The sequence below is a fragment of the Kineococcus aridisoli genome, assembly GCF_050871885.1.
Classification (GTDB): Bacteria; Actinomycetota; Actinomycetes; order Actinomycetales; family Kineococcaceae; genus Kineococcus.
Genome location: NZ_JBJLSF010000001.1, coordinates 25,719 through 49,435, shown reverse-complemented (window position 1 = coordinate 49,435; position 23,717 = coordinate 25,719). Strand labels below are relative to the sequence as shown.

General features: G+C 71.6%; 20 protein-coding genes. 8 read left to right on the top strand and 12 right to left on the bottom strand.

Annotation, left to right across the window (positions count from 1 at the left end; genetic code table 11):
• The first annotated feature begins 109 nt into the window (after positions 1–109).
• The 5 genes from ACRYM2_RS00190 (at position 110) to ACRYM2_RS00170 (ending at position 4,870) form a co-directional block, all read left to right on the top strand.
• Positions 110–871 (top strand): urease subunit gamma, encoded by a 762-nt coding sequence (locus tag ACRYM2_RS00190; RefSeq protein ID WP_432519010.1) that lies wholly within the window; start codon positions 110–112, stop codon positions 869–871.
• Positions 864–2,567, top strand: coding sequence for an urease subunit alpha (locus ACRYM2_RS00185; protein WP_432519009.1), 1,704 nt, complete (start codon positions 864–866; stop codon positions 2,565–2,567). The genes ACRYM2_RS00190 and ACRYM2_RS00185 overlap by 8 nt, the downstream gene beginning before the upstream one ends.
• 80 nt (positions 2,568–2,647) lie before the next feature.
• Positions 2,648–3,352 carry an urease accessory protein UreF gene (locus tag ACRYM2_RS00180; protein ID WP_432519137.1) on the top strand — a complete coding sequence of 235 codons (705 nt, stop codon included), beginning with the start codon at positions 2,648–2,650 and terminating at the stop codon, positions 3,350–3,352.
• Positions 3,345–4,046 (top strand): urease accessory protein UreG, encoded by a 702-nt coding sequence (gene ureG, locus ACRYM2_RS00175; protein ID WP_432519008.1) that lies wholly within the window; start codon positions 3,345–3,347, stop codon positions 4,044–4,046. The genes ACRYM2_RS00180 and ureG overlap by 8 nt, the downstream gene beginning before the upstream one ends.
• A 5-nt stretch (positions 4,047–4,051) precedes the next feature.
• Positions 4,052–4,870: an urease accessory protein UreD gene (locus ACRYM2_RS00170; RefSeq protein ID WP_432519007.1), complete on the top strand. Its 819-nt coding sequence runs from the start codon at positions 4,052–4,054 to the stop codon at positions 4,868–4,870.
• A gap of 100 nt (positions 4,871–4,970) precedes the next feature.
• Here the strand turns inward: ACRYM2_RS00170 and ACRYM2_RS00165 are convergent, their stop codons facing one another.
• Together ACRYM2_RS00165 and ACRYM2_RS00160 are read right to left on the bottom strand one after the other, a co-directional pair.
• Positions 4,971–5,573, bottom strand: a complete 603-nt coding sequence (locus tag ACRYM2_RS00165) for a helix-turn-helix domain-containing protein (RefSeq protein ID WP_432519006.1) — start codon at positions 5,571–5,573, stop codon at positions 4,971–4,973.
• A complete protein-coding gene (locus tag ACRYM2_RS00160; protein WP_432519005.1) occupies positions 5,573–6,007 on the bottom strand; it encodes a YybH family protein in 435 nt (144 codons plus the stop codon). Before ACRYM2_RS00160 ends, ACRYM2_RS00165 begins: the two co-directional genes overlap by 1 nt.
• Positions 6,008–6,401: 394 nt before the next feature.
• Between ACRYM2_RS00160 and ACRYM2_RS00155 the strand changes: the two genes are divergently transcribed.
• The 3 genes from ACRYM2_RS00155 (at position 6,402) to ACRYM2_RS00145 (ending at position 10,503) form a co-directional block, all read left to right on the top strand.
• Positions 6,402–7,925 carry a purine-cytosine permease family protein gene (locus ACRYM2_RS00155; protein ID WP_432519004.1) on the top strand — a complete coding sequence of 508 codons (1,524 nt, stop codon included), beginning with the start codon at positions 6,402–6,404 and terminating at the stop codon, positions 7,923–7,925.
• A gap of 73 nt (positions 7,926–7,998) precedes the next feature.
• Positions 7,999–9,105, top strand: a complete 1,107-nt coding sequence (locus ACRYM2_RS00150; RefSeq protein ID WP_432519003.1) for a zinc-binding dehydrogenase — start codon at positions 7,999–8,001, stop codon at positions 9,103–9,105.
• A gap of 57 nt (positions 9,106–9,162) precedes the next feature.
• A complete protein-coding gene (locus tag ACRYM2_RS00145) occupies positions 9,163–10,503 on the top strand; it encodes an NAD-dependent succinate-semialdehyde dehydrogenase (protein ID WP_432519002.1) in 1,341 nt (446 codons plus the stop codon).
• Between the two features lie 137 nt (positions 10,504–10,640).
• Here ACRYM2_RS00145 and ACRYM2_RS00140 read toward each other — a convergent pair whose 3' ends face one another.
• The 10 genes from ACRYM2_RS00140 to atzF form a co-directional block, all read right to left on the bottom strand.
• Positions 10,641–11,693, bottom strand: coding sequence for a formamidase (locus ACRYM2_RS00140; protein WP_432519001.1), 1,053 nt, complete (start codon positions 11,691–11,693; stop codon positions 10,641–10,643).
• Between the two features lie 145 nt (positions 11,694–11,838).
• Positions 11,839–13,269, bottom strand: a complete 1,431-nt coding sequence (locus tag ACRYM2_RS00135) for an amidase (RefSeq protein ID WP_432519136.1) — start codon at positions 13,267–13,269, stop codon at positions 11,839–11,841.
• An 86-nt stretch (positions 13,270–13,355) separates the two neighbouring features.
• The gene (locus ACRYM2_RS00130; protein WP_432519134.1) at positions 13,356–14,750 is read right to left on the bottom strand and encodes a cytosine permease; all 1,395 of its coding nucleotides are present in this window, start codon (positions 14,748–14,750) and stop codon (positions 13,356–13,358) included.
• A 217-nt stretch (positions 14,751–14,967) separates the two neighbouring features.
• Complete coding sequence (locus ACRYM2_RS00125; protein WP_432519000.1) at positions 14,968–15,780, bottom strand: 5-oxoprolinase subunit PxpA; 813 nt, start codon at positions 15,778–15,780, stop codon at positions 14,968–14,970.
• Between the two features lie 89 nt (positions 15,781–15,869).
• Positions 15,870–17,489 carry an amidase gene (locus tag ACRYM2_RS00120; protein WP_432518999.1) on the bottom strand — a complete coding sequence of 540 codons (1,620 nt, stop codon included), beginning with the start codon at positions 17,487–17,489 and terminating at the stop codon, positions 15,870–15,872.
• 52 nt (positions 17,490–17,541) lie between these two features.
• Positions 17,542–18,207, bottom strand: a complete 666-nt coding sequence (locus tag ACRYM2_RS00115; protein ID WP_432518998.1) for a GntR family transcriptional regulator — start codon at positions 18,205–18,207, stop codon at positions 17,542–17,544.
• Positions 18,208–18,368: 161 nt separating this feature from the next.
• Entirely contained in the window at positions 18,369–19,148 is a 780-nt protein-coding gene (locus ACRYM2_RS00110) for an alpha/beta fold hydrolase (RefSeq protein ID WP_432518997.1), read from the bottom strand.
• A gap of 31 nt (positions 19,149–19,179) precedes the next feature.
• Positions 19,180–20,190: a cyanuric acid amidohydrolase gene (gene atzD, locus ACRYM2_RS00105; protein WP_432518996.1), complete on the bottom strand. Its 1,011-nt coding sequence runs from the start codon at positions 20,188–20,190 to the stop codon at positions 19,180–19,182.
• Between the two features lie 164 nt (positions 20,191–20,354).
• Positions 20,355–21,704, bottom strand: a complete 1,350-nt coding sequence (locus tag ACRYM2_RS00100) for a nucleobase:cation symporter-2 family protein (RefSeq protein ID WP_432518995.1) — start codon at positions 21,702–21,704, stop codon at positions 20,355–20,357.
• 214 nt (positions 21,705–21,918) lie between these two features.
• Positions 21,919–23,658, bottom strand: a complete 1,740-nt coding sequence (gene atzF / locus ACRYM2_RS00095; protein WP_432518994.1) for an allophanate hydrolase — start codon at positions 23,656–23,658, stop codon at positions 21,919–21,921.
• Positions 23,659–23,717: the final 59 nt, after the last annotated feature.

Genomic DNA, 23,717 nt, shown 5'->3' with positions numbered 1-23,717 from the left:
TGGCGCTGAAAGGATGCAGCGCTGAGGTCATCCAGCACTGCGGACATCGAGCAGTGAGAACGTCCGGTATGCGTATCGGGCGGAGCGAGAGGGAAGGAGGTGACCGGCGGTGCACTTGAGTCCTGCCGATACCGAGAAGCTGCTCATGGCCGTCGCGGGCATGGTCGCCCGCGACCGCCTGGCCCGCGGGGTCAGGTTGAACCACCCCGAGGCGGTGGCGCTGCTGTCCACCTGGGTGGTCGAGCGTGCCCGCGAGGGGGCGCTGGTGGCCGACCTCATGGAGTCGGGCCGCCACGTGCTGACCCGTGAGCAGGTGATGCCCGGGGTGGCGGAGATGCTCCACGACGTACAGGTGGAGGCCACCTTCCCCGACGGGCGCAAGCTGGTGACGTTGCACCACCCGGTCCAGGGGCCCACCGGTGAGCCGGGGCACCCGGATGCGCACGCGGCACCCGAGGCACCGAAGACAGCGCCGGCGCCCGACACAGGGTCGGCACCTGACGCAGCGCAAGCGTCTGAGGCACCCGAGGCAGACGAGGCACCCGGTGCGGTGCGGGTACGAGCGGGCACCATCACCCTCAACGCCGACCGCACCGCCGCCGAGCGCCTGGAGCTGCAGGTGGAGAACACCGGGGACCGCCCCGTGCAGATCGGCTCGCACCTGCACCTGCCCGACGCCAACCCGGCCCTGGTCTTCGACCGGGCAGCCGCGCACGGCTTCCGCCTCGACGTGCCGGCCGGCACGTCGGTCCGCTTCGAGCCGGGCGTGGCCCGCAGCGTCGCTGCCGTCGCGCTGCGCGGGCAGCGGCGCGTGCCCGGCCTGCGGATCGACCGCTCGGCCCTAGGGGAAGGAGGCTCTCTCGATGGTTGAGATCGACCGCGCTGCCTACGCCGCGCTGTACGGACCCACCACCGGGGACCAGGTGCGCCTGGGCGACACCGACTTGTGGATCGAGATCACCGAAGACCTCACCGCCGGCGGTGAGGAGGCCGTCTTCGGCGGCGGCAAGTCGATCCGCGAGTCCATGGCCCAGGGCACCACCACCCGCTCCGGTGGCGCCCCCGACACCGTCATCACCAACGCCATCGTGCTGGACCACACCGGCGTCTACCGCGCCGACGTCGGCCTGCGCGACGGAGTGATCAGCGCCATCGGCCGCGCCGGCAACCCCGACATCGCCGACGGTGTCCACCCCGACCTGTGCATCGGCCCCTCCACCGACGTCATCTCCGGCGAGGGACGCATCCTGACCGCTGGCGGCATCGACACCCACGTGCACCTGATCTCCCCATCGCAGGTGCACGAAGCGCTCGCGGCAGGCATCACCACCATCGCCGGCGGCGGCACCGGCCCCAGCGAGGGCACCAAGGCCACCACCGTCACCCCCGGCGCCTGGCACCTGACCCAGGTCCACCGTGCTCTGGACGCCCTGCCGGTGAACGTGCTGCTGCTGGGCAAGGGCAACACCGTCAGCGCCGAGGGACTGGCCGAGCAGGCCCTGGCTGGAGCGGCCGGCTACAAGGTGCACGAGGACTGGGGCTCCACCCCCGCCGCCATCGACGCCGCACTGCGCGCAGCGCAGGAGTTCGGGCTGCAGGTGGCGCTGCACTCGGACTCGCTCAACGAGGCCGGCTACGTCGACTCCACCATCGCCGCGATCGCCGGGCGCTCCATTCACGCCTTCCACACCGAAGGCGCCGGTGGTGGGCACGCGCCCGACATCATCACCGTCGCCGGCCTGCCGCACGTGATCCCCGGCTCGACGAACCCGACGCTGCCGCACACGGTGAACACGGTGCCCGAGCACCTGGACATGCTGCTGGTCTGCCACCACCTCAACCCTGCCGTGCCCGAGGATCTCGCCTTCGCCGAGTCGCGCATCCGCGCCACCACGATCGCCGCCGAGGACGTGCTGCACGACATCGGGGCGCTGTCCATCACCTCCTCCGACGCGCAGGCGATGGGCCGCATCGGGGAGGTCATCACCCGCACCTGGCAGGTCGCGCACGTGATGAAGCACCGCCGCGGACCCCTGGGCGCCAGCCAACCGGCGGACAACGAGCGCGCCCGCCGCTACGTGGCCAAGTACACGATCAACCCGGCCATCGCGCACGGCATCGAGCACCTGCTCGGCTCGGTGGAGGTCGGCAAGATGGCCGATCTGGTGCTGTGGGAGCCGGCCTTCTTCGGCGTGCGGCCCTCGGTGGTCCTCAAGGGCGGGGCGCTGGTGCTGGGGGCGTTGGGTGATCCGAACGCCTCCATTCCCACTCCGCAGCCGGTGCTGCTGCGCCCGGCGCTGATGCACCCGGTCGGCGCGGACGTGTCGGTCTCCTTCGTCTCCCCGGCGGCGCTGGCCGATGGTCTGGCCGGGCGGCTGGGGCTGCGCCGGCGGCTGGAGGCGGTGCGGGAGACGCGCGCGGTCGGCAAGGCGCAGATGGTGCACAACGACGCCCTGCCGAGCATCGAGGTGGACCCGGAGACCTTCGCCATCACCATCGACGGCGACCTGGTCGAGCCCGCACCGGCCACCGAACTGCCGCTGACCCAGCGCTACCAGCTGTTCTGATGAGCGCCTCGACACCCGTCTCGACACCCGAACCTGCTCCCCCCTCCGATGCCCGTTGCGCGGCAGGAGGCGACGTGCCGATGACGGCGGTAGCAGCGGACGAGGTGATGAGAAGCGGGTCGGTGGTTGCCGATCCAGACCTGTTGCTGGCGCTGCTGGCCGATGCCCGCCTGCCGGTGGGCGCGCACACCCAGTCCGCCGGGTTGGAGCCGGCTGTCGTGCACGGCGGCGTGCGCACCACCGACGTTCCGGCCTACCTGCACGGACGGTTGTGCACGGTCGCGGCCGTCGAGGCCGCGACCGCGGTGGTGGCCCGCCACCACGTGCTGGCTGGCCTGCACCTGGCGGTGGTGGAGGAGGCCTGGGCCGCGCGCACCCCCAGCGCGCCGCTTCGCGAGGCCTCGCGCACCTTGGGACGCGGGTACCTGCGCATGGCGGGCCGGGTCTGGCCCCATCCGCTGTGGCTGGGCCTGGGGCGCACCCCACCGCGACCGCTGGTGCTGGGCGCGCTGGCCGCCCTCGCCGGGCTGGACGCTGCGCGCCTGGTCCGCTTGTGCCTGCACGATGAGGCCGCCACGATCGGGGCCGCCGCGTTGAAGCTGCTGCCCACCGATCCTGTGGACACCGTCACCTGGACGTTGGCCGCTCACCAGATGGCCATGGGCCTGGTCACCGACCTGGCCGCGTTGACCGACCCCGACGACATCCCCGCCGCCGGAGCCCCACTGAGCGAGCAGCACTCCTTGCTGCACGCCACCACCACGATGAGGTTGTTCCATGCCTGAGACCACTGCCACCCGCTCCTTCCGCCTCGGTGTGGCCGGCCCTGTCGGCACCGGCAAGAGTTCGCTCATCGCGCTGATCTGCCGGGAGCTGTCCACCCGGCTGCGACTGGGCGTGATCACCAACGACATCTACACCGACGAGGACGCTCGTTTTCTGCGCTCGGCCGGCGTGCTGGACCCCGAGCGCATCCGCGCGGTGGAGACCGGCGCCTGCCCGCACACGGCCATCCGCGACGACGTCACCGCCAACCTGCTGGCCGTCGAGGACTTGGAAGCCGACTTCGCGCCACTGGATGTGGTGCTGGTCGAATCCGGTGGCGACAACCTCACCGCAACCTTCTCCCCGGCCCTGGTGGATGCTCAGATCTTCGTGCTGGACGTGGCCGGTGGTGGGGATGTGGCCCGCAAGGGCGGACCCGGCATCGCGCGCGCCGACCTGCTGATCGTCAACAAGACCGACCTCGCCCCCCACGTGGGCGTGGACGTGCAGCGCATGCACGCCGACGCCTCCGCCGCCCGCGACGGGCAACCTGTCATCGCCCTCTCGCGCACCGACCGGCACTCCATCGACCACCTGGTCGCCTGGCTGCTGGGGATGCTGGAGCACTTCCGCAGCGGCCGCCACGAGCCGGTCGACCCGGGCCCGATGGCACCTCACTTCCACGCCGACGGGACCGTGCACAGCCACGCGTGAGGGACATGAGCTTCACCACCGCCGCCGTGGCCGCTGCGCACCGCAGCGCGCCGCCCACAACCGCGCTGCCCACAACCGCGCCGAGTGCAGCCACCTCCCGTGGTGTCGCAGGAGGCACTGCTGCCGAATCCACTCGCGAGGGCACCTGTGACAGCACCGCCGCCAGCGCCGATGCCAGCGCTCATGCCAGCGCCGATGTGACGCGCGTCGGTGTCGACGCCGGCGGCCTCGAGCTGCGTTCGGGGGCGTTCGCGCCCAAGCTGCTGCAACGCAGCGCCGACGGGCGCAGCGTGCGCATCGCGCTGGTCGGAGCCCGGGCGCTGCTGCTGGCCGGTGATCTGGTCGTGCTGCATGTACACGTCGGTGCAGGGTGCACCTTGGAGCTGGTGGAGGTGGCAGCCACCGTGGCCTACGACGGCCGCGGTGGGCCCCCGGCCATTTGGAGCACCCGGATCGATCTGGCGGCCGGTGCCCGCCTGCGCTGGAACGCCGAACCGCTCATCATCGCCGACGGTGCCCACCTCCAGCGCAGCACGCACATCGACTTGGCCGCCGGTGCCGTCGCCCGACTGCGCGAGCAGCTGGTGCTCGGGCGCAGCGGCGAGAGCGGCGGCGCGGTGCTGCTGCGCACCCGTGCCCGCCTGCAGGGACGGGTGTTGCTGGCGGAAGACCTCGATCTGCGCGATCCCCAGCTGCGCCGTTCCCCCGCCGTCCTCGGCGATCACCGGCGCTTGGACACCTTCACCGTGCTGGGCGAGCGCGAGCAGGCACCGCAGGCCCTGCAGTTGCAGGGCCCCGGCACCCTGCTGCGCAACCTGGCCTGACCTGACCGGAGCTGACCGGAGCTGAGCTAAGCTGACCCAGTTTGAAGGGGGTGCTCCGGTGCAGACGGTCAGCTCGGCGGCCGGTCGCGAGGCTTCGGGTTCATGGTGCGCCGCGTACATGGCCGAGCAGCCCGGGGCTGATCACCCACAGGACCCGTGCTCCCTGCCCGCCGGCGCTGAAGGTGTGCAGCTCGCCGGGATCGAAGGTGAAGGTGTCGCCCTCGCCGAGGACGACAGGCTCGCTGATGTGGGGAAAGGTCAGCTCGAGGGTTCCGGAGAGCACGAAGCAGAACTCGACGTCTGCAGGCAGTGCGTACGGCTCTGCGCCTCCACCGCCGCCGGGTTCGATCTCACTGAGGATGGCCGCCAGACGCTGCTCACCTCGGGGAGTCAGCAGGTGCTCACGAAGGGCGTGGCCACCGAAGCTGATGGGCGGGTAGTCGGCGCGGCGCAGCACCTGACCTGCCGGTGCCGGCTCGAAGAGCGCACCCACCGGCAGCTGCAGCACCTTGCAGATGCGCACCAGGACCGCGACGGAGGCGTTGGCCTGATCGCGCTCGAGGCGGGACAGGAAGCCCTTGGTGACCTCGGCGGCGGCGGCGACCTCTTCCATCGTCATCCGTCGGGCGGCGCGCACCGCCCGCAGGCGTGCGCCGATGCGCACCTCAGCGTCATCGTCAGAGGCTGCGCTGACCGGCCGCATCAGCAGCTCTGCGCCGCGCTCGGATGCACGGACAGGTGCTCGTGCACTGCCCGCCACCCCTGAGTCTGTCGCTGGAAGACGATCGTCTCGCGCTCATCCAGGGTCGAGACCGTTCCTGCCGCGCGCACCGTCGTCGCCACGCGGTGTACCAGGACCGCGGCGTTCTCCCACACCTGCCAGTGCTGTTCGCTGGTGTGGCACTCCAGCACGGTGAAGCCGTCCGTGCGCACCCACTCCTCCCACGCCTCGCGGTAGGCCTGCGCCGAGGTGAGGACCTCGGGGCTGGTGTGGAAGGCGAAGGAGGCGTCGTCGGCGAAGCACGCGAAGTACGTCCGCAGGTCGCCGGCGCCGAAGGCGGCCACGAGCCGGCGGGCGAGCTCGTGCACGTGCGCCTCCTGCTCCGCAGCGCTCGCCAGGACCCCGTCTGCCGTCATCACACACCCCTTCCTCGCCGTGCGGACCGTGCCCGCCAACCGCCCGGCCGTGCTGGCCGTGCTGGCGGTGCTGGTCGCATCGGCCCTGTCCGCGAGCCGTTCGGGCACGGTAGCAGCGTTGATCACCGGAAAACAGTAGTTGCTCGATGCGTCTCCTCTGCACGGGCAGGTGCAGGGTGCCTAGGTCAACGAAGATCGCTGCACGCTGACAGCGGTGCAGGCTCACGTTACGTTCTTGCTACATCCGGTACGTCTCATGAAACAAGGGTTGACTGGCGAGTGGCCACGCGGGACCGTGAGGGCCCGGCTCGGGCCCCCGAACCGGAACCGATCAAGGACGCTCTGCGCTCGCCCACTCGGCGTGCGCGCCGGCCCCTGCACCCCAGGAGCGCTCATGACCACTCCTGCACCACCCCCCGGCTCCCCCGCCGGATCCACCTCCGACTCCTCCAGCAGGCCCGTTCGAACCGGTGCGAGCACCCCCACGGCCCCTGGCGGGGAGCGCTCCTCGGCCATCGAGACCCGCTCGCTGGACTGGGTGCCCACCGCTGAGCGGCACGGCAAGGTGTGGCTGCAGGGCCCGTTCTGGTTCCTGGGCAACTTCCAGCCCTTCACCGTCGCCATCGGCCTCATCGGTCCCGCGGTGGGACTCTCGCTGGGCTGGACCGCCACCGCCGGCATCGCCGGCATCCTCTTCGGCACCTTCTTCATGGCCTTCCACGCCACCCAGGGCGCCCGGCTCGGCCTGCCGCAGATGATCCAGTCACGCGCCCAGTTCGGCTACAGCGGTGTCCTGGTGCCCCTGATCGGCTCGTTGGTCACCTTCGTAGCCTTCAACATCGTCGACACCGTCATCATCGGTGAGGGACTGCAGGGCATCTTCGGCTGGAACCCGGTGCTCGTCGGCGTCGTCATCAGCCTCATCGCCACCGTGCTGGCCATCTACGGCCACGACTGGCTGCACACCACCTTCAAGGTGCTGTTCTGGATCTCGCTGCCCTTCTGGGTCATCCTGACGATCGGTGTGCTCACCGGAGCGGCCGGCGGATCGCCGGCAGCGGCGGACGGCGGCTACAACACCACCGGGTTCATCATCATGTTCACCGCCGCCGCCAGCTACAACATCACCTACGCGCCCTACGTGTCGGACTACTCGCGCTACCTGCCCGAGGACACCGCCCCCGTCAAGATCATCGCCTCGGTGTTCTGGGGCGCCGCCGCCTCCCCGGCCTGGCTGATCCCGCTCGGCGCCTGGTTCGCCACCTCACTGGGGGTCAGCGACGCCCTCGTCGGCATCCACGACGCCGGCAACGCCGTCTTCCCTTCCCTGGGCAGCATCCTGGCCGTCCTGGCTGTGCTGGCCCTGGTGGCCACGATGGGCTTGAACGCCTACAGCGGCATGCTCTCCCTGATCACCGCCATCGACGCGGTGCGCCCGGTGCCGCGCACCCGCGGTGTGCGCATCGCCGGGATCCTGGTGCTGGCCGTGGTCTGGACGGTGGTTGGGGTGGGGCTCAGCGACGCCAGCGAGGCGCTGAACACCGCGCTGCTGGTGATGCTGTACCTGCTGGCTCCCTGGACCGCGGTAAACCTCGTCGACTACTTCTTCGTGCGCCGCGGTCACTACGCCATCGCCGACCTGTTCACCCCCGACGGCATCTACGGGCGCTGGGGGATCCGGGGGCTGATCGCCTACGCCGTCGGCATCCTCGCCGAGATCCCGTTCATCTCCGTGGCCGGCTTCTACAGCGGCCCCACCGCCGAGGCCCTGGGTGGTGTCGACCTGGCAGTCGTGGTCGGACTGGCCGTTCCGGGAGTGCTGTACCTGCTGCTCACCCGCCGCCTGGACGTGGCCACCGAACGCTCGGCCATCGCCCACAGCGACGAACTGCTGGCCGATGTCGACCCCGCCCAGTGAGCCGAGCGGACCGCCCCACCAGCGCGCCCTCGGCCAGCAGATCCAACCGCGACAGCGAAGGAAGCATCACCCGATGCCCACGATGACGGCAGCGCTGCTGGAGCCAGGCTCCAACAGCATCGCCCTGCGAGAGGTCAGCACCAGCGCCGCCCTGGCGCCAACCCACGTGCGCGTGGCCGTCAAGGCCAGTGGCGTCTGCCACTCCGACCTGCACGTCGTCGACGGCGACTGGCCCACCGAGGAGCCCCTCATCCTCGGCCACGAAGGCGCCGGCGTGGTCACCGAGGTCGGCGCGGACGTCAGCGATGTGCGGGTCGGTGACCACGTGGTCCTGTCCTGGTTCGCCCCGTGCCGGCGCTGCAGCGACTGCCTGCAGGGGCGGGCGTGGACCTGCGCGCGCACCCGCTCCCTGGACAACCGCCTACCGGACGGATCCAGCCCACTGTCAGGCGCGGACGGACAGGTGATCGCCCCCTTCCTGGGGGTGGGTGCCTTCGCGCCGGAGGTCGTGGTCGGCGAGTCCGCGGTGGTCGCCATTCCCGAGCAGGTGCCGCACGAGGTGGCTGCGCTCATCGGCTGCTCGGTGGCCACCGGTGTGGGCTCGGTCACCAACACCGCGGGGGTGCGGCCGGGGCAGTCGGCCGTCGTCGTCGGCTGCGGCGGTGTGGGACTGGCCGCGATCATGGGCTTGCGGCTGGTGGGCGCAGGCCCGATCATCGCGGTGGACCTGTCGCAGGAGCGGCTGGACACCGCGCAGCGCTTCGGCGCCACGCACCTGGTGCGCGGCGACGTCGAGGATCTGCCAGCCCGGGTGCGCGAGATCACCGGACGCGGCGCCGACTACGCCTTCGAGGCCATCGGGCGGGCCGCCACCATCGAGGCGCTGCCTGACCTGGTCGCACCCGGCGGCGCCGCAGTGCTGGTGGGCATGACCGCCTACGACACGACGGTGCGCATCCGCCCCTTCGACCTGGCCGACTCCGCCAAGCGCATCCTGGGCTGCAACTACGGCTCCTCCATCGCCCAGGTCGACTTCCCCCGCCTGGCCCGCGCCTACCTGGCCGGCACTCTGCCGCTGGATCAACTCATCGGTCGGCGCGCCTGCCTGGAGGAGATCGACTGCGCACTGGAGGACCTGCGAGCCGCGCGCGGTCTGCGCACCGTGATCATCCACGCCTGAACCGCTGCACCGAACCAGCTGCACCGAACCAGCTGCACCGAAGGATGAGGGAGCTGCATGACCACCTACGCCGTCACCGACCCCGCCACCGGCGAGGTTCTCGCTCGCTTCCCGACGGCCAGCGCCGAGCAGGTCGAGCGCGCCGCCGCCGACGCCGCCCACGCGCAACGGGCGTGGTCGCGCATCCCGCTCAGCGAGCGCGCTCAGGTGCTGCGCCAGGTGGCGCGCGCTCACCAGGAGCGCCGTGATGAGCTGGCCCGCATCATCGGCCGGGAGATGGGGAAGGCTTACGACGACGCCCTGGGCGAAGTCGACTTCTGCACCGCCATCTACGACTTCCACGCCGAGCACGCCGAGTCCCTGCTGGCCGACGAGCCGATCGAGCTGCTGTCTGGTTCCGGTACGGCGTTCGTGCGGCGTGCCCCGATCGGGGTGATCCTGGGAATCATGCCGTGGAACTACCCCTACTACCAGGTGGCCCGCTTCGCCGCGCCGAACCTGCTGCTGGGCAACACCGTTCTCCTCAAGCACGCTCCGCAGTGCCCGGAGTCGGCCGCGGCCCTGCAGTCCATCTTCGAGCAGGCCGGCGCCCCGGCAGGGGCCTACGTCAACCTCTACGCCAGCGAGGAGCAGGTCGCCCAGCTGATCGCCGACCCCCGGGTGCGAGGCGTCTCGCTCACCGGCTCCGAGCGGGCCGGAGCCGCCGTCGCCGAGATCGCCGGGCGTCACCTGAAGAAGGTCGTCCTCGAGCTCGGCGGCTCCGACCCCTTCATCCTGCTGAGCACCGAGGACCTGCAGGCCACCGTCGATGCGGCGATCGCCGCCCGGCTGGACAACACCGGACAAGCGTGCAACGCCGCCAAGCGGTTCATCGTCATCGACGAGCTGTACGACGCCTTCGTAGCCGCGCTGCACGAGCGGCTGCCGGCCGCCGCCGCACAGCTGGCGCCCCTGTCCTCCCTGCAGGCGGCGACGCGGCTTCAGGAGCAGGTCGATCGCGCGGTGGCCCAGGGCGCGCAGCTGCGCAGCACCGGCGAGCGCGAGGGCGCTCGCTTCCCCGCCGGCCTGCTCATCGGTGTCACTGTGGACTCGCAGGCCTACCGCGAGGAGCTGTTCGGGCCGGTGGCCATGATCTTCCGCGTCCACGACGAGCAGGAGGCCATCGCGGTGGCCAACGACACCCCGTACGGGTTGGGCTCCTACGTCTTCAGCACCGACCCGGCCCAGGCGGCCCGTGTGGCCGACGCGCTGGAGGTCGGGATGGTCTTCGTCAACGGCGTGCTGCTGGACGCTCCGGAGCTGCCCTTCGGCGGCGTCAAGCGATCCGGCTTCGGCCGCGAACTGGGTCGCTACGGCGTGGATGAGTTCGCCAACAAGAAGCTGATCCGCACCGTGTGAACGCTGGCCGGCCGCTGGCCGCTGGTGCACGCTCGTGTGCAGGTGCCTGTGCAGGTGCCCGCCCGTGAGCTGGTGGGCACCTGCACGAGGACCTGTATGGGGGGCCTGGAGGAGCCCCCGCCCCCTGCCGACCTGCGTCAGCCGCCGCTGGGGCCGGTGGGCGCAGGCCCGGAGCCGGCGCCGGGCTGAGCGCGTGAGCGCACCTGCTCAGGCACCGGCCAGCCGGCGCGGGTGCCGTCCACGTGCACGACCTCCTCCTCCCACGGCACGCGGTAGGAGCCCGCGGCCAGGTCCCGCACCCAGGTGTAGGGGTTGTCGCGGGCGCCGCCTTCGAGGGCGACGTAGCCGCGGTGACCCAGCTGGTAGATGTTGTTCTCCACCCCCCAGCCGCGGCGGGCGTCGTCGGCGCGCGAGGGCACGACCTCGGCGGTCACCAGGCGGTCGGGGGTTCCATCGCCTTCGACGAGGACGGTGCCGTCGATGTCGCACACCATCGCCGCGCCCTGGGACCAGACGCCGTTGGGGTCGGGGCCGGCCATGCACACCGAGACGGTGTAGGCCAGGTTGTGGAAGGCGTTGGACTGGTTGGTGATGCGCCAGGACTGGGCGATGGGGTAGGTGTACCCGGCGGTGCGCAGGATGACGTTGGCTCCGCGATAGGCAGCCTCCCGGGCCACTTCGGGCAGCATCCCGTCGTGGCAGATGATCAGGGCCAGCTTGGAGCCGGCGGGCCCATCGCACACGGGGATGCCCAGGTCGCCGGGGGCCCAGGGCTCCATGGGCACCCACGGGTGCAGCTTGCGGTAGTACAACTGCACCTGCCCGCTGTCGTCGACGACGATGCCGGCGTTCCACGGGGCGCCGTCGGGGTTGCGCTCCATCAGCGAGAAGCAGCCCCACACCCCGGCCTCGGCGCAGGCTGCGCGCAGGGTGGCCATTTCCGGGCCTTCCAGGTCGACCAGCAGGGAGTCCTGGAGGAAGGTCTGCGGGTCCAGGCCGTTGAGGCTGTACTCGGGGAAGACGACCAGGTCCAAGGTGGGCATCCCGCGCTTGGCCCGGCGCAGCAGGTCCGCCAGGTGCTCGGCCTGCGCCTTCAGGTCCGCGCTCTCACGGATGACGGGGATGCGAGCTTGCACCATGCCCAGCACAAGGGCACCGGGCGAGGGGTTGAGACCATCCAGTCCGCTCACGTGAGTCCTTTCATCGGGTCACTCCTTGCTCGTGGGAGCTGGTGCACGGCGTGGCGGAGTCGGCGCGCCGCGGCCACCAGCCTCCTCCATGCCTCACTGCCGGCATCTCAACACCGGCGCCTCGACACCGGCGCCATGGTTGGAGTCACGACTGGGTGGTGGCGGCGGCGAGGGTGGGCCAGTGCTGCGCCCACGGAGCGGCGGCCTCGAAGGCCGCCGAAGCGCGCAGCACGCTGGCATCGGCCAGGTGGCGGCCGACGATCTGCAGCCCTACCGGCAGCCCGTCGTCGGTGAAGCCGGCGGGGATGCTGGCCGCGGGCTGCCCGGTCATGTTCATCGGGTTCACGAAGCCCAGCCAGGCGTTGTCGGGCACCTGCCTGCCGTCGATCTGGGTGGGGCCCTGCACGCCCAGGCCGAAAGGTGCAACGGCCAAGGTGGGGGTGAGCAGCAGGTCGTAGCCAGCCATGAAGCGCCACATGCGGTTGACCACCCGCTTGCGGGTGATCAGGGCGTCGGTGAAGTCCTCGGCGCTCCAGGGCCGGCGCAGCAGCGCCAGCAGGTGCGGGGACATGTCCGGGTGCTGATCGGCGAGGGCGCGCATGCCGCGCAGGTCGGACTCGCTGGCGACCATGGTCCAGAAGGCGTCACCGAGGTCGCCGAGGTCGGGGCTGGCCTGCTCCACGTGAGCGCCGAGGTCCTCGAAGATGCCCACGGCGCGTTCGACGACCGCCCGCACCTGGGGATCGACGGCCAGGTGGCCCAGGTCGGGGCTGTAGGCGATCCGCAGGCCCGCCACCCCGTCGGTGACCCTTGCATCGCTGGTCTGCCCGTCGCTGGCGGCGGTGATCCAGTCGACGTCGGTGCAGGGGATGGAGTGTCGATCGCGCGGGTCGGGTCCGGCGATCACCGAGAGCATCAGGGCGGCGTCGGCCACGGTGCGGGTCAGCGGGCCGACGTGCTCCAGGCTCTCCCAGCTGGAGATGCCGGGGTAGCGCTCGTCGCGGGTGCCCGGGTACAGCGGCACCCGTCCCATGGATGCCTTCATCCCGTAGATGCCGCAGTGGGCGGCGGGGATGCGGATGGAGCCGCCGCCGTCGCTGCCGAAGGCCAGCGGCGCCATCCCGGTGGCCACGGCGATGGCCGAGCCGGCGCTGGAGCCGCCCGGTGTCAGTTGCGGGTTCCACGGGTTGCGTGCGGTGGGGCTGACGGGGCTGTGGCCGACGGCGCTGTAGCCGAACTCGGGCACGGTGGTCTGCCCCAGCAGCACCGCGCCGGCGGCGCGCACCCGTTCGACGACGATGTCGTCCTCCTCGGGCACGAAGTGCAGGTAGGCCGGTGAGCCGTTGCGGTTGCGCACTCCCCTGGTGGCGATGAGGTCCTTGACCGCCAGCGGGACACCGGCCAGCGGGCCGACCTGCTCGCCGCGGGCGATGGCTGCGTCCACGGCGGCGGCCTGCTGGCGGGCGGCGTCGGCGGTCAGCTCCACGAAGGCGTGCAGAGTGCCATCCAGGGCCTGCACCTGCGCGAGGGCGGCCTCGGTGACCTCGGCTGCGCTGATGCTGCCCTCACGCACCATGCGGGCGAGGTGGGTGGCGGGCAGCCGGGTGAGCTCGCTCGCTCCGCCCAGCTGAGCAGGTTGGGTGGGCTGGGTGGTGGTGGCGCTCACGGGGCCTCGCCCGCCCTCACGTCACTGGCCGGAGTCTGGGAGGCCGGAGTGTGGGAAGCCGGGGTGTGAGGGGCGCGGGGGCTGACCAGCGGGGCGCCCGCCGACTCGGCCAGGGGCTCGCGACGCCCGGTGAGGACCTCCAGCACGGTGTAGGCGAGGGCGCCGATGACGATGCCGGCGATGGCCTCCGACAGGTGGGGGGCCTGGTAGTGCACCAGCGCCGCGCCCAGCGAGCCGATGGCCCAGGCGAGGAAGGGACGCACCCGGAAGGAGCTGACCGGCCGGCCGGCGGAGCGGCGCAGCAGCAGCTGGTCGAGGATGAGCACCGCGCCGATGGGGGGCACGAAGATGCCCAGCAGGTTCAACCAGGCGGCGAAGTGGCTCCACACCCCCGCCAGGGCGGCCAGCAGGCCGATGCCGCCGAGCACGAGGGTCAGCACGCGCATGCGACCACCGCTCAGCTGGCTCCAGCCGACGGCGCCGTTGTAGAGGCAGTGCGTGCACACCGAGCCGAGGTTGATGAAGACGAACACCACCGCCAGCGCCGACAGCAACCAGCCGTGGGAGGTGAGGATCGGCAGGAAGTCACCGCCGTTGGCGGCGGGGTTGGCGGCTGCGCCGGCGGCGACGATGAGGCCACCGACCAGCAGGGAGACGAAGTTGGCGACGGGGAAGGCGGTGAAGGTGGCCAGCACGGCCTCGCGGCCGGTGCGCGACCAGCGGGTGAAGTCGGCGGTCATCGTGCCGGAGTCGGCGAAGCCGGCGATGACGATGGTGATGGCCGCACCGATGCTGAGCACACCGGCATCGGCAGCGCCGCCCTGGAAGGAGGTGATGTTGGACATGCCACCGTTTCGGGCGGCGAAGACGAGGGCGACGATGGCCAGGACGACGAACAGCGGGGCGGCCACCAGGCCGATGATGGTCAGCGCGCGGATGCCGATGAAGGTGACGGCGATGTAGAGCACGCCGGCCAGCGCGATCATCAGCGGCTCGTTCCAGCCCAGCGAGGTGTTCAAGGTGGCGCCGGTCAAGCCGGTCTGGAAGGCGAACCAGCCGATGACCACGGTGGACAGGAACCCGGCGGTGATGGCGGCGCCCTTGCGCCCGAAGGTCTCGGCGGCGGTGAGGGCGAAGTTCTTGCCCGTGCGTCCGGCGATGTAGCTGAGCGCTCCGACGTAGGCGAAGAGGATCAGGTTGCCGGCGACGATGGCGGCCATACCGCGCCAGAAACCCAGGCCGTAGACGATCGTGCCGCCGAAGATGGCGTTGGTGATGATCATCGGGAAGCCGAACCAGACGGCGGAGACGGACCCGAGGGAGCGCCGGCGTGAGGTGGGGACGGGTTCGTGCTCGTACTCGGATTCGAGACCGTGGTGCTCGACGGCCATGCCGTCGCGGGTGCTGGTGCTCACGGTGGGTTCCTCCCAGAAACGGGGTCAGGTGAGGTGGGGTGAGGTGGAGTGGGCCGGAGTGGGGTGGCTGAGGCCGCGAACGCGATCGCAGGCGCGGTCGACGGAACCGTCACGGGCGCGGTCGACGGCGCGATCGTGGTCGGCGCCAGAACTCGTGGCACGTTCGGGGTGCCAGTTCGGGCAGCCGAAGAGGTCAGGCGTGGTGCGCTCGGACGGCTGACGCCACGGACTGGGGCGCGGACTGCGGTGCGGTGCGGGGTGCAGTCTGGGGTGCGGACACCGTCCAGCCGAGGGTGGACAGGTGCCGGCGCAGGGCTGTCAGGCGGGCGGCGGCGGCCGGGGTGTCGCTGTGCACGCACAGCGTTCCTACGTCGGCGAAGGTGGCGGTGGCCAGCTGGTGCAGGGTGCGCTCGGCTGCTTCCTGCGGTGAGCCGATCTCCTGAAGGCTCCAGCCGAACATACGCACCGCGCCGGCGTGGTAAGGGCGGTCGGCGAAGAACTCCTCGACCACCCGCAGCCCGGCGCTGCGGGCGGCTGCGGCCAGGGCGGAGCCGGGCAGGGCGTAGATGGCCAGGGCAGGATCGAAGTCCGTCACCGCCGTGCACACCGCCTGGGCGAGCTCGGGTGCGTCGTTGACCATCATGTACAGGGCTCCGTGCGGTTTCAGGTGCGCCATCGGCTGCCCCGCCGCGCGCAGGAAGGCCTCCAGGGAGCCCATCTGCGCCAGGCACAGGTCGTAGACCTCCTGGGCGCTGACCGGGATCATGCGCCGGCCGAAACCCTCCCGATCGGCCAGGCCGACGTGGGCGCCGACCGCCACCCCGTGCCGGGCGGCCAGCTCGATGCTCTGGCGCATCGTACGGGGATCACCCGCGTGCGCTCCGCAGGCGACGTTGGCCGAGGTGATCAGCGGCATCACCTCCTCGTCGGCGCCGTAGCGGTAGACGCCGAAGCTCTCCCCGAGGTCGCAGTTGACGTCCACGGTGCGCGGCGCGGGCGCGTTCACCGGCTCCCCAGCGTGCTGAGCCCCCGCGTGCTCGGCCCCCGTGTGCTGGGCCCCCGCGTGCTGCGCCGGCGCCTCAGCGGCGGTCTGCGTCACAGCGCTGCCGCTTCGAGGCCGGCGGCGGGCGCCGGGACGGTGACGGCAGCAGCGGTGGAATGGGTGACGGATCCAGTGCTGGATGCGGTGGTGGGCTCGCCGTCCGCCGCGGCGAGCTGGGGCGCGCGGCGCGCACCGGCCGTGCGCTCCCAGGCGCGGGCGAAGCGCAGCAGCCGCTGCTCGCCCATCACGGGGGCGAGCACCTCCAGGCCGACCGGCAGGCCTGCCGGTGTGAAGCCCACCGGCACGCTGGCCGCCGGCAGCGAGGACTGCGAGGCCAGGACCGTGTTGGTGGGGAAGGTCAGCGCTGTCCAGCGCTTGGCGGCCAGCTCCTCACGGGTGGGGGCCGGCACCTGCACCGTGGGGTAGATCAGCACGTCGACGTCTGCGGCGGCCATCAGGGCGCTCAGCCGGCGGCGCAGCTGCTCCTGGCGCAGGCGGCGCGGCAGGTAGTCCGGCTCGTCCATGGGGTCCTCGGGTCCGGCGACGATGTCGACGACGAGGTCGGTGAGTGGGTGGAAGGCGCCGGCGGCGGCGATCTGCTCCCAGCTCTTGGCCGGTGCGGTGGGCCGGGCGGCCAGGAAGTCGGCGAGGTCCTGCTTGGACTGCGTGGTGTACAGCGAGGTGCCGCTGATCCACTCCTGCACATTCCCCAGCTGCAGGCCGTCCACGACGGTGACGCCTTCGGCGCGCATCCGCTCGATGGCCACGCGCACGACCGCGTTGGTGTGCTCGTGCTCGGGTCCCTGCCCGAAGGCGTCCTCGAGGACGCCGACGCGCCAGGAGGACAGCTGAGGTGCCGTGGACTCCCTTGCCTGCAGGTCTGCGGCGAAGGAGCCGAGGTGCTCGTGCCCGGCGGCCAGGGCGGTGTACTCGTCCTGGGCGTCCCAGCCGGCGATGACGTCCAGGACCACGGCGGCGTCGGTGACGGTGCGCGCCATCGGTCCGGGGGTGTCCTGGAAGTGCACCAGGGGGGAGAAGCCGGTGCGGCTGACCAGCCCGGTGGTGGGGCGCAACCCGAAGAGGTTGGTGAAGGAGGCCGGCAGCCGGATCGATCCGCCGGTGTCCTCGCCCACGCCGACCAGGGCCAGGTTGGCGGCGAGCGCGGCGGCGGTGCCGGCGCTGGATCCACCGGTCTCACGCTGCAGGTCGTAGGGGTTGCGGGTGAAGCCGGTGCGCGAGGAGAAGGAGAACCAGCCGGCGGCGAAGTCGCACATCGCCGTCTTGCCCAGCAGCACCGCTCCGGCCGCGCGCAGGCGGGTGATGACGGTGGCATCGCGTTCGGGCACGTAGTCGGCGAACAGGGAGCAGCCGAAGGCGGTGGGGATGCCGGCGGTCTCGGCCTGGTCCTTGACGACGACGGGCACCCCGTGCAGCGGCCCGACCAGCTGCCCGGTGCGGGCGAAGTGGGCATCCAGCTCCTCGGCCTCGGCCAGGGCGGCGGTGTTGACGGTGACCAGGGCGTTGATGCGCGGACCGCCCTGGTCGAGGTCTGCGATGCGCTGCAGGTACCAGGCGGTCAGCTCAGCGCTGGTGACCTGGCCGCTGCGCAGCAGTTGGTGGAAGCGGGCGATGGTGAGTTCCTCGAAGCCGGTGTGTTCGAGCGTCTCGGCCATGCGGTCTCCTCGGGGTTCTCCACGTGTGGTGCAGCACGTGGGGTGTTCGGTCTCAGGTGGGTGCCTGCCGCGCCTCGGCCAGGGCTTCGGCGACGGTGCGGCTGGTGTGTTCCAGGTGCCAGTGCGTCTCGGCGAGCAGCGCCGACAGGTCCTTGGCTTCGATGAGCTGCAGCATGCGCAGGTGCTGGCGGTGGGCCTCGCTGAAGTCCTCCACGGTGGAGGCGTAGATGGCCATGTAGGGCTCCACCCGGTCCCAGACGCCGGTGATGAGGTCCAGCAGGTAGGGACTGGCGGCGCACTCGTAGAAGCGCTGGTGGAAGCGGCGGTTCAGCGCCCGCCAGCGGCTGGTTTCCAACCGCTCGTCGGCCATCTGCTCCAGGACTGCCCGCAGCTCGCTCACGTCGGCGGGTGTCAGTCGTGGCAGCGCCCACTCGGCGGCCAGTTGCTCCAGGTGCAGGCGGATGGCGAAAACCTGGTGCAGCTCGTCGGCGGTGAGGGAGACCACGGTCACGCTGCGGCGCTCGAAGACGACGAAACCTTCGGCCTGCAGGCGCTTGAGGGCTTCGCGCACCGGCATCGTGCTGACCGAGAGCTGTTCTGCCAGCGAGCGGATCGAGAGTCTGCTGCCTGGTGCCAGGGTGCCGCTGGTGATGCCGGCCCGGACACGGTCGTACACCTCCTCGGCGAGCGTTGAAACGGTGACGGCGCTGCTGTCCATGGTGCTGACCTCCGTGATGTGTGATCACACTGCCAGCAGCACGTTACGCCGGTGTTTCCCGCTGTTACGGCGGCATCAAGCTTTCGGCACCGCGTCCGCAAGTGCGAGCCGCCGCCTCCTCGACGGCCGACATCGCTCACCGCCTCACCGGCCGACATCGCTCACGGCCTCACCGGCCGACATAGTGCACCGCTTCGACGGCTGAGGTCGCCGGCCAGTGCGACGTGATCGAGGACCAGCTCGGCCAGGGCCTCGGGTGCCTGCAGGTGGGCGGCGTGCGCGCACGGCAGCACCGCTGAGCGCACGCCCATCGACAGCTTCGCCAGCGCGCGCACCGAAGCGTGCCGTGTCGGAGGGGAAGTGGACCCGACGGTCAGCAGGACCGCAGGGCGCACGTGCTCGGGCAGGGGTGCCGGCTCGAAGGCGCCGAACATGGCGAATTCGCGCCGCAAGGCGTCCTCGCTGATCTCCGTCTCGCTCGCGCTCCACCCCCGCCCGTACAGCGCCTCACCGAAGCCCTGCACCCCGTGCGCCTGCAGCCCCTGACGCACGTGCTCCAACAGGCCCGGTGCCAGTGAACCGGCAGCTGGCTCGTGCAGGAGCGCACCCACCGGCGCCTGCCTCCGCGAGGCCTCAGGCCGGGCCTCACGCTGGGTCTCCGGTTGGGTCTCAGGCTGGGGCTCGCACAGCTCATCACGCAGCTGCTCGCTCAGCAGAGCCCACCCGAGGGTGGCCCCGCCGCTGACCCCGACGAGGAACGCGCCGGCGCTCACGGAGCGCAAGGCATCGAGCTCCTCGCTCAGCCGGCCGGTCTGCGGGCGGGTCACGGCCAGCACCTCGTGCTGCTCACCGCGCTGCGCCGAGCGTTCTTGCAGGGCCGGGATCACCGAGCGCCACACCCGGGAGGTGGTCGCCGCGCCGTGGACCAGGACGATGCGCATCAGCGCTGCCCACCGAGCTGCCCGGGGCGCATCAGCGGTGCTCGGGAACGCGGTAGATGAGGGTGATGCTGCCACCACCGGGTGGGCCCTGGTGCTCGGCGCCACCGGAGACGTAGACGCGAGGATCACCGCGCAAGGCCGCCAGCAACCCACCGACGGCTGCCCTGGCGTGGCGGGTGGAGTTGATGTCGGAATCGGTCAGCATCGTGTGCCGCTGCCCGCGCACCCGCCCGCTGGGATCGGCTTCAGCCTTGGCGAAGATCTGCACCAGCTCACCGCCGTCGGCGCGCACCACCTCCAGCAGCCGCTGCACCGAGGCGATGTCGATGGCATCGGCCATCGCGCCGTGCACCGCCCGCAACGGGTTGGCAGCGGCGCGGCTGACGGCCAAGACCATGACGTGGCAGTCCTCCAGCTCGGCTCCCGCGCTGGCGGAGGCCCGCTCGGACCACACCTGCATCGAGCCCTGCAGCGCCGACAGCACATCGGCGTCGGTGCACTCCCCCAGCGCCAGCGCGATCCCCAGCGAGCTGGCCGCGCGCGAGTGGGCCATGGACTCGTAGGTGTCATCGGTGACCGGCTGCCGACCTGCGGCCCGCACCGTCGCCATGCGCTCGCTGGTCAGCAGCGGGCACTTGACGAGCACGAGGTGGACATCCTCGGCGCTGACGGCCAGCTGCTCGATGAGCGAGCGCACCACGGCGGCCACGGCGTGCACCTGCGGCAGGCGCCCCAGGTCGGCGGGGGCGATGGCGCCGGTGCGCCCGGCCGCGGCCACCAGCCCGCGATCGTGGCCGGGGTGCACCTGCTGGTCGCGCACCAGCAGGTTGACGTGAGGGCTGAGCACTCCTTCAGTGCCGCCGGAGAAGACGGTGACGGCCTGCGCGCTCAGCAGCGGCTCCCAGGCGAGCGCGGCCAGGGTGCGGCTGAAGTCGTTGACGCAGCCGTTGCCCTCGCTCTTGCCGACGACCGCGACGATGTCGGCGGCCTCGGCGGCGTGCTGCTGCAGCAGGTGCACGGGGGTGGTGTCGGCGGGGCTCACGGTGGAGCCCACCAACAGGTTGACGCCGTAGCCGCCCGCTGTACCGGCTGCTGCGCTTCCGACCTGGCCGGGGTTGGTGCTGCTTCCGGTGGTGCTGCTTCCGGTGGTGGTGCTTTCCGTGGTGGTGCTTCCCGTGGTGGTGCTGACGCTGGTCGAAGAAGCGCTCATCGCTGCCCCTCCAGGCTCTCCAGCGCGGGCGCGGCAGCGGCCTGGGCGGGTACGGGCGCCGGGTGCGCCTGCTGGCCGCGGGCGTTGAAGAGCAGGTTGAGCACGAAGGCCACGATGACGCAGCTGGTGATCGCCCCGCCGGCGATGATCTGCACGGTAGTGGGGAAGGTCGAGTACAGGTCGGGAGCGACGACCGGCACCATCCCGATGCCCAGCGACAGCGAGACGATGAGCATGTTCTGCGTACCCTCGTAGCGCACCGTGGACAAGGTGGTGATGCCCACACCGGCGACGGTGGCGAACATCACCAGGCTGACGGCGCCGACCACCACCGTGGGCAGGCTCGCGACGGCCTCGCCCAGCTTGGGCAGCAGGCCCATGACCACCAGCAGCACCCCGGTGACGGTGACCACGCGCCGGCTGCGCACGCCGGTCATCTGCAGCAGGCTGACGTTCTGGGCGAAGACGGTGTCGGGGAAGGAGGTGAAGACCCCACCCAGCACGCCGGAGAGGCCGTCGGCGGCCAGACCGCGCGCCACGTCGCCGGAGCGCAGCCGCTGCCCGGACATCTCGGCGACGGACATCATGTACGCCGTGGACTCGGTGAAGATCACCAGCATCACGATGCACATGGAGATCACCGCGGCGATCGGGAAGGTCGGCGCCCCGAAGTGGAAGGGCTGCGGCAGCCCGAACCAGGCGGCGCCGGCGACCGAGGAGAAGTCGGCCATCGACAGCGCACCGGCGACGGCGGTACCGGCCAGCAGGGCGATCAGCACCGCAGCCTGCGCCAGGAAGCCACGGCCGAACCTCATGAGCACCACGATCAGGGCGATCACCGCGCCGGCCAGCGCCAGGCGCCCACCGATGCTGGAGGCGCCGTCGGTGATCATCCCGATGGCGGTGCCGATGAGCGAGAGACCGATGATGGTCACCGCTGCCCCGCGCACCGCCGGGGGGAAGAAGCGCGTGATGCGGGAGAAGGGCACGGCGATGAGCACGCCGAACAACCCGGCGGCGATCATCGCGCCCCAGACGGCTTGCAGGCCGTACTGCTGCCCGATCAGGATCATCGGGGTGACGGCGGTGAAGGAGGCTCCGGCCACGATGGGCAGGCGCACCCCGAGGATGCGGGAGATGCCCAGTGCCTGGATGACGGTGACCAGCCCGGCCACCAGCAGGTCGGCGTTGACGAGCACGCCGATGGTCTCGGTGCTCAGCCCCAGGGCGCTGCCGAAGACCAGGGGGACGGTCACGCAGCCGGTGTACATGACGATCAGGTGCTGGATGCCCAGGATGAGGACCCGGGGAGCCGGGAGCCGGCGGGCAGCAGGATGCGCGGACATGGGACTTCAATCTCTCGAGGGGAGGCGAAGCAGAACAGGCAGCCGGTCCAGCAGGCGGGTCACCGGGGGCAGATGAACCGGGTTCGGCCGGGCTCATCGGCAGCGGCGGGCACGGGAAGTGCCGACGCGAGCGGACCGCCGGTGCGAGGGGCCGCTGGCGCAGGGGAACCACTGAGGAGGACCGCTGAGGGGGACCGCCGACGCGCAGGGTCCGTCAGGGGTTCACGTGGGTGAGCCAGTCACCGAGCTCGGTGATGTCTTGCGCTTGCTGCACCGAGCAGGCTTCGGCGAGGAAGCCCAGCTCGCTGGAGCCGTCCTCCAGCTGCACCCGCCCGATGCTCATCGGCGCGGCCAGGTCGGCCAGGAAGTCGGCGACGGCGGCGCGGGGAAGGCGCCAGCGCTCCCCGGTGATGCTGCCCGTCGTGCCCTCGGTGGCGCTGCCCGTGATGGCTTCGGTGGCGCTGCCCGCAGTGCCCCCGGTGGTGCTCGTGCTGCGCACGACGGCCGGTTTGGGCGGCACCGTGGGCAGGGCGAACATCTGGTACACGGGTGCTGTGCGCACCGGGCCGATCAGGCGCCCGCCGCGCTGGCTGATCTGGTGGTTCAACGGCTGACCCTGGCGGTGGGCGCCGAAGACCACGAGGTCCACTCCCGGCGGAGTCCACGGTTGCTCGGGGCGCTGATCCTGCAGCAGGCGGTGGGCGACGTCGACGATGAGCGCGTCGTGCATCGCCGCCGCGGCCAAGGTGATGCTGCACGGCAGGCCGTCGGCCTGCCCGAAGGGCACTGCCAGGGCGCACATGTCGGCCAGGTTGGCGAAGGTGCTGAAGCGGCCCATGCGCGCGTTGACACCGAGCGGGTCGGCCTGGACCTCCGCCAACGTCGGCGCCTGCGTCACGGTGGGCAGCATGATGAGGTCCACCCCGCGCATCGCCTGGCGTGCACGCTGCAGCAGCTGAGCCAGGTGCTGGCGGGCGCGCACGTAATCCGCGCCGCTGACCGAGCGGGCATCGGCCAGGACACTGGCCACCGAGGGGTCCAGCTCCGGTGCGCGCTCGGCCTGGCTGCCGAAGCCGGCGGCCCGCTCGGCGACCAGGCCGGCGCCGTAGAGCATGGCACCGGCCTCCAGCAGCGCCTCCAGGTCGACCTCGACGACCTCGGCGACGGCGCGGGCGCGCTGCACGGCCTCGGCGAAGGCCGCCGCCCGGGCCGGGCTGAGCGGGGTGAGCAGCGGAGCGGCGGGAACGCCGATGCGCGGGCGTTGCGGCGCGGCGAGCGGGGCCTCCGCTGTCCAGGTGCGGACGCTGGGATCTGTGGGAGCGGGGCCGGCGATCACTGCGGTGAAGCGCTCGGCGGTGGCCAGGTCGGCGGCGAAGACGCTGATGGTGTCGAAGGAGGGTGCGGCGGGCACGACACCGGTCAGCGGCACCAGCCCCAAGGAGGGCTTGAGACCGACGATGCCGTTGAGCGCCGCCGGCACGCGACCGGAGCCGGCGGTGTCGGTGCCCAGCGCGGCATCGACGATGCCGAGGGCGACCACGACCGCCGAGCCGGAGCTGGAGCCACCGGAGACGCGGGTGGCGTCCGGCACCGAGCGCACCGCCCCGTAGGGGCTGCGCGTGCCGACCAGGCCGGTGGCGAACTGGTCCATGTTGGTGGTGCCCAGCACGACCGCCCCGGCGTCGATCAGGCGCTGCACGGCCACGGCCGACTCGCTGGGGATGCGCTGCAGCGAGGGCGCGGCGCAGGTGGTGGCGATGCCGGCGACGTCGATGTTGTTCTTGACGGCGACGACGGTGCCGGCCAGCGGCAGCTCCTCCCCCGCCGCCAGGCGCCGATCGACCGCGGCGGCGTCGGCGAGGGCGTCCTGCTCAGGACGCAGCGTGATCCACGCTTCGGGGCGTGCGCTGCCGTCGGCGGCGGTCTGCGCGAGGCGCCGGTAAGCGGCGCGCACACGATGGAAGGCGACCCCTGACGAGTCCATGTCCAGGGTGGTGATGTCTTCAGACGCGC

What these genes read in the sequence shown, in the direction of transcription:
- ACRYM2_RS00185 (WP_432519009.1), top strand. Translation starts at nt 864, where the DNA reads ATGGTTGAGATCGACCGCGCTGCCTACGCCGCGCTGTACGGACCCACC.
- ACRYM2_RS00180 (WP_432519137.1), top strand. Translation starts at nt 2,648, where the DNA reads ATGACGGCGGTAGCAGCGGACGAGGTGATGAGAAGCGGGTCGGTGGTT.
- ureG (WP_432519008.1), top strand. Translation starts at nt 3,345, where the DNA reads ATGCCTGAGACCACTGCCACCCGCTCCTTCCGCCTCGGTGTGGCCGGC.
- ACRYM2_RS00170 (WP_432519007.1), top strand. Translation starts at nt 4,052, where the DNA reads ATGAGCTTCACCACCGCCGCCGTGGCCGCTGCGCACCGCAGCGCGCCG.
- ACRYM2_RS00165 (WP_432519006.1), bottom strand. Translation starts at nt 5,573, where the DNA reads ATGCGGCCGGTCAGCGCAGCCTCTGACGATGACGCTGAGGTGCGCATC.
- ACRYM2_RS00160 (WP_432519005.1), bottom strand. Translation starts at nt 6,007, where the DNA reads ATGACGGCAGACGGGGTCCTGGCGAGCGCTGCGGAGCAGGAGGCGCAC.
- ACRYM2_RS00155 (WP_432519004.1), top strand. Translation starts at nt 6,402, where the DNA reads ATGACCACTCCTGCACCACCCCCCGGCTCCCCCGCCGGATCCACCTCC.
- ACRYM2_RS00150 (WP_432519003.1), top strand. Translation starts at nt 7,999, where the DNA reads ATGCCCACGATGACGGCAGCGCTGCTGGAGCCAGGCTCCAACAGCATC.
- ACRYM2_RS00145 (WP_432519002.1), top strand. Translation starts at nt 9,163, where the DNA reads ATGACCACCTACGCCGTCACCGACCCCGCCACCGGCGAGGTTCTCGCT.
- ACRYM2_RS00135 (WP_432519136.1), bottom strand. Translation starts at nt 13,269, where the DNA reads ATGGTGCGTGAGGGCAGCATCAGCGCAGCCGAGGTCACCGAGGCCGCC.
- ACRYM2_RS00130 (WP_432519134.1), bottom strand. Translation starts at nt 14,750, where the DNA reads ATGGCCGTCGAGCACCACGGTCTCGAATCCGAGTACGAGCACGAACCC.
- ACRYM2_RS00120 (WP_432518999.1), bottom strand. Translation starts at nt 17,489, where the DNA reads ATGGCCGAGACGCTCGAACACACCGGCTTCGAGGAACTCACCATCGCC.
- ACRYM2_RS00115 (WP_432518998.1), bottom strand. Translation starts at nt 18,207, where the DNA reads ATGGACAGCAGCGCCGTCACCGTTTCAACGCTCGCCGAGGAGGTGTAC.
- ACRYM2_RS00110 (WP_432518997.1), bottom strand. Translation starts at nt 19,148, where the DNA reads ATGCGCATCGTCCTGGTCCACGGCGCGGCGACCACCTCCCGGGTGTGG.
- ACRYM2_RS00100 (WP_432518995.1), bottom strand. Translation starts at nt 21,704, where the DNA reads ATGTCCGCGCATCCTGCTGCCCGCCGGCTCCCGGCTCCCCGGGTCCTC.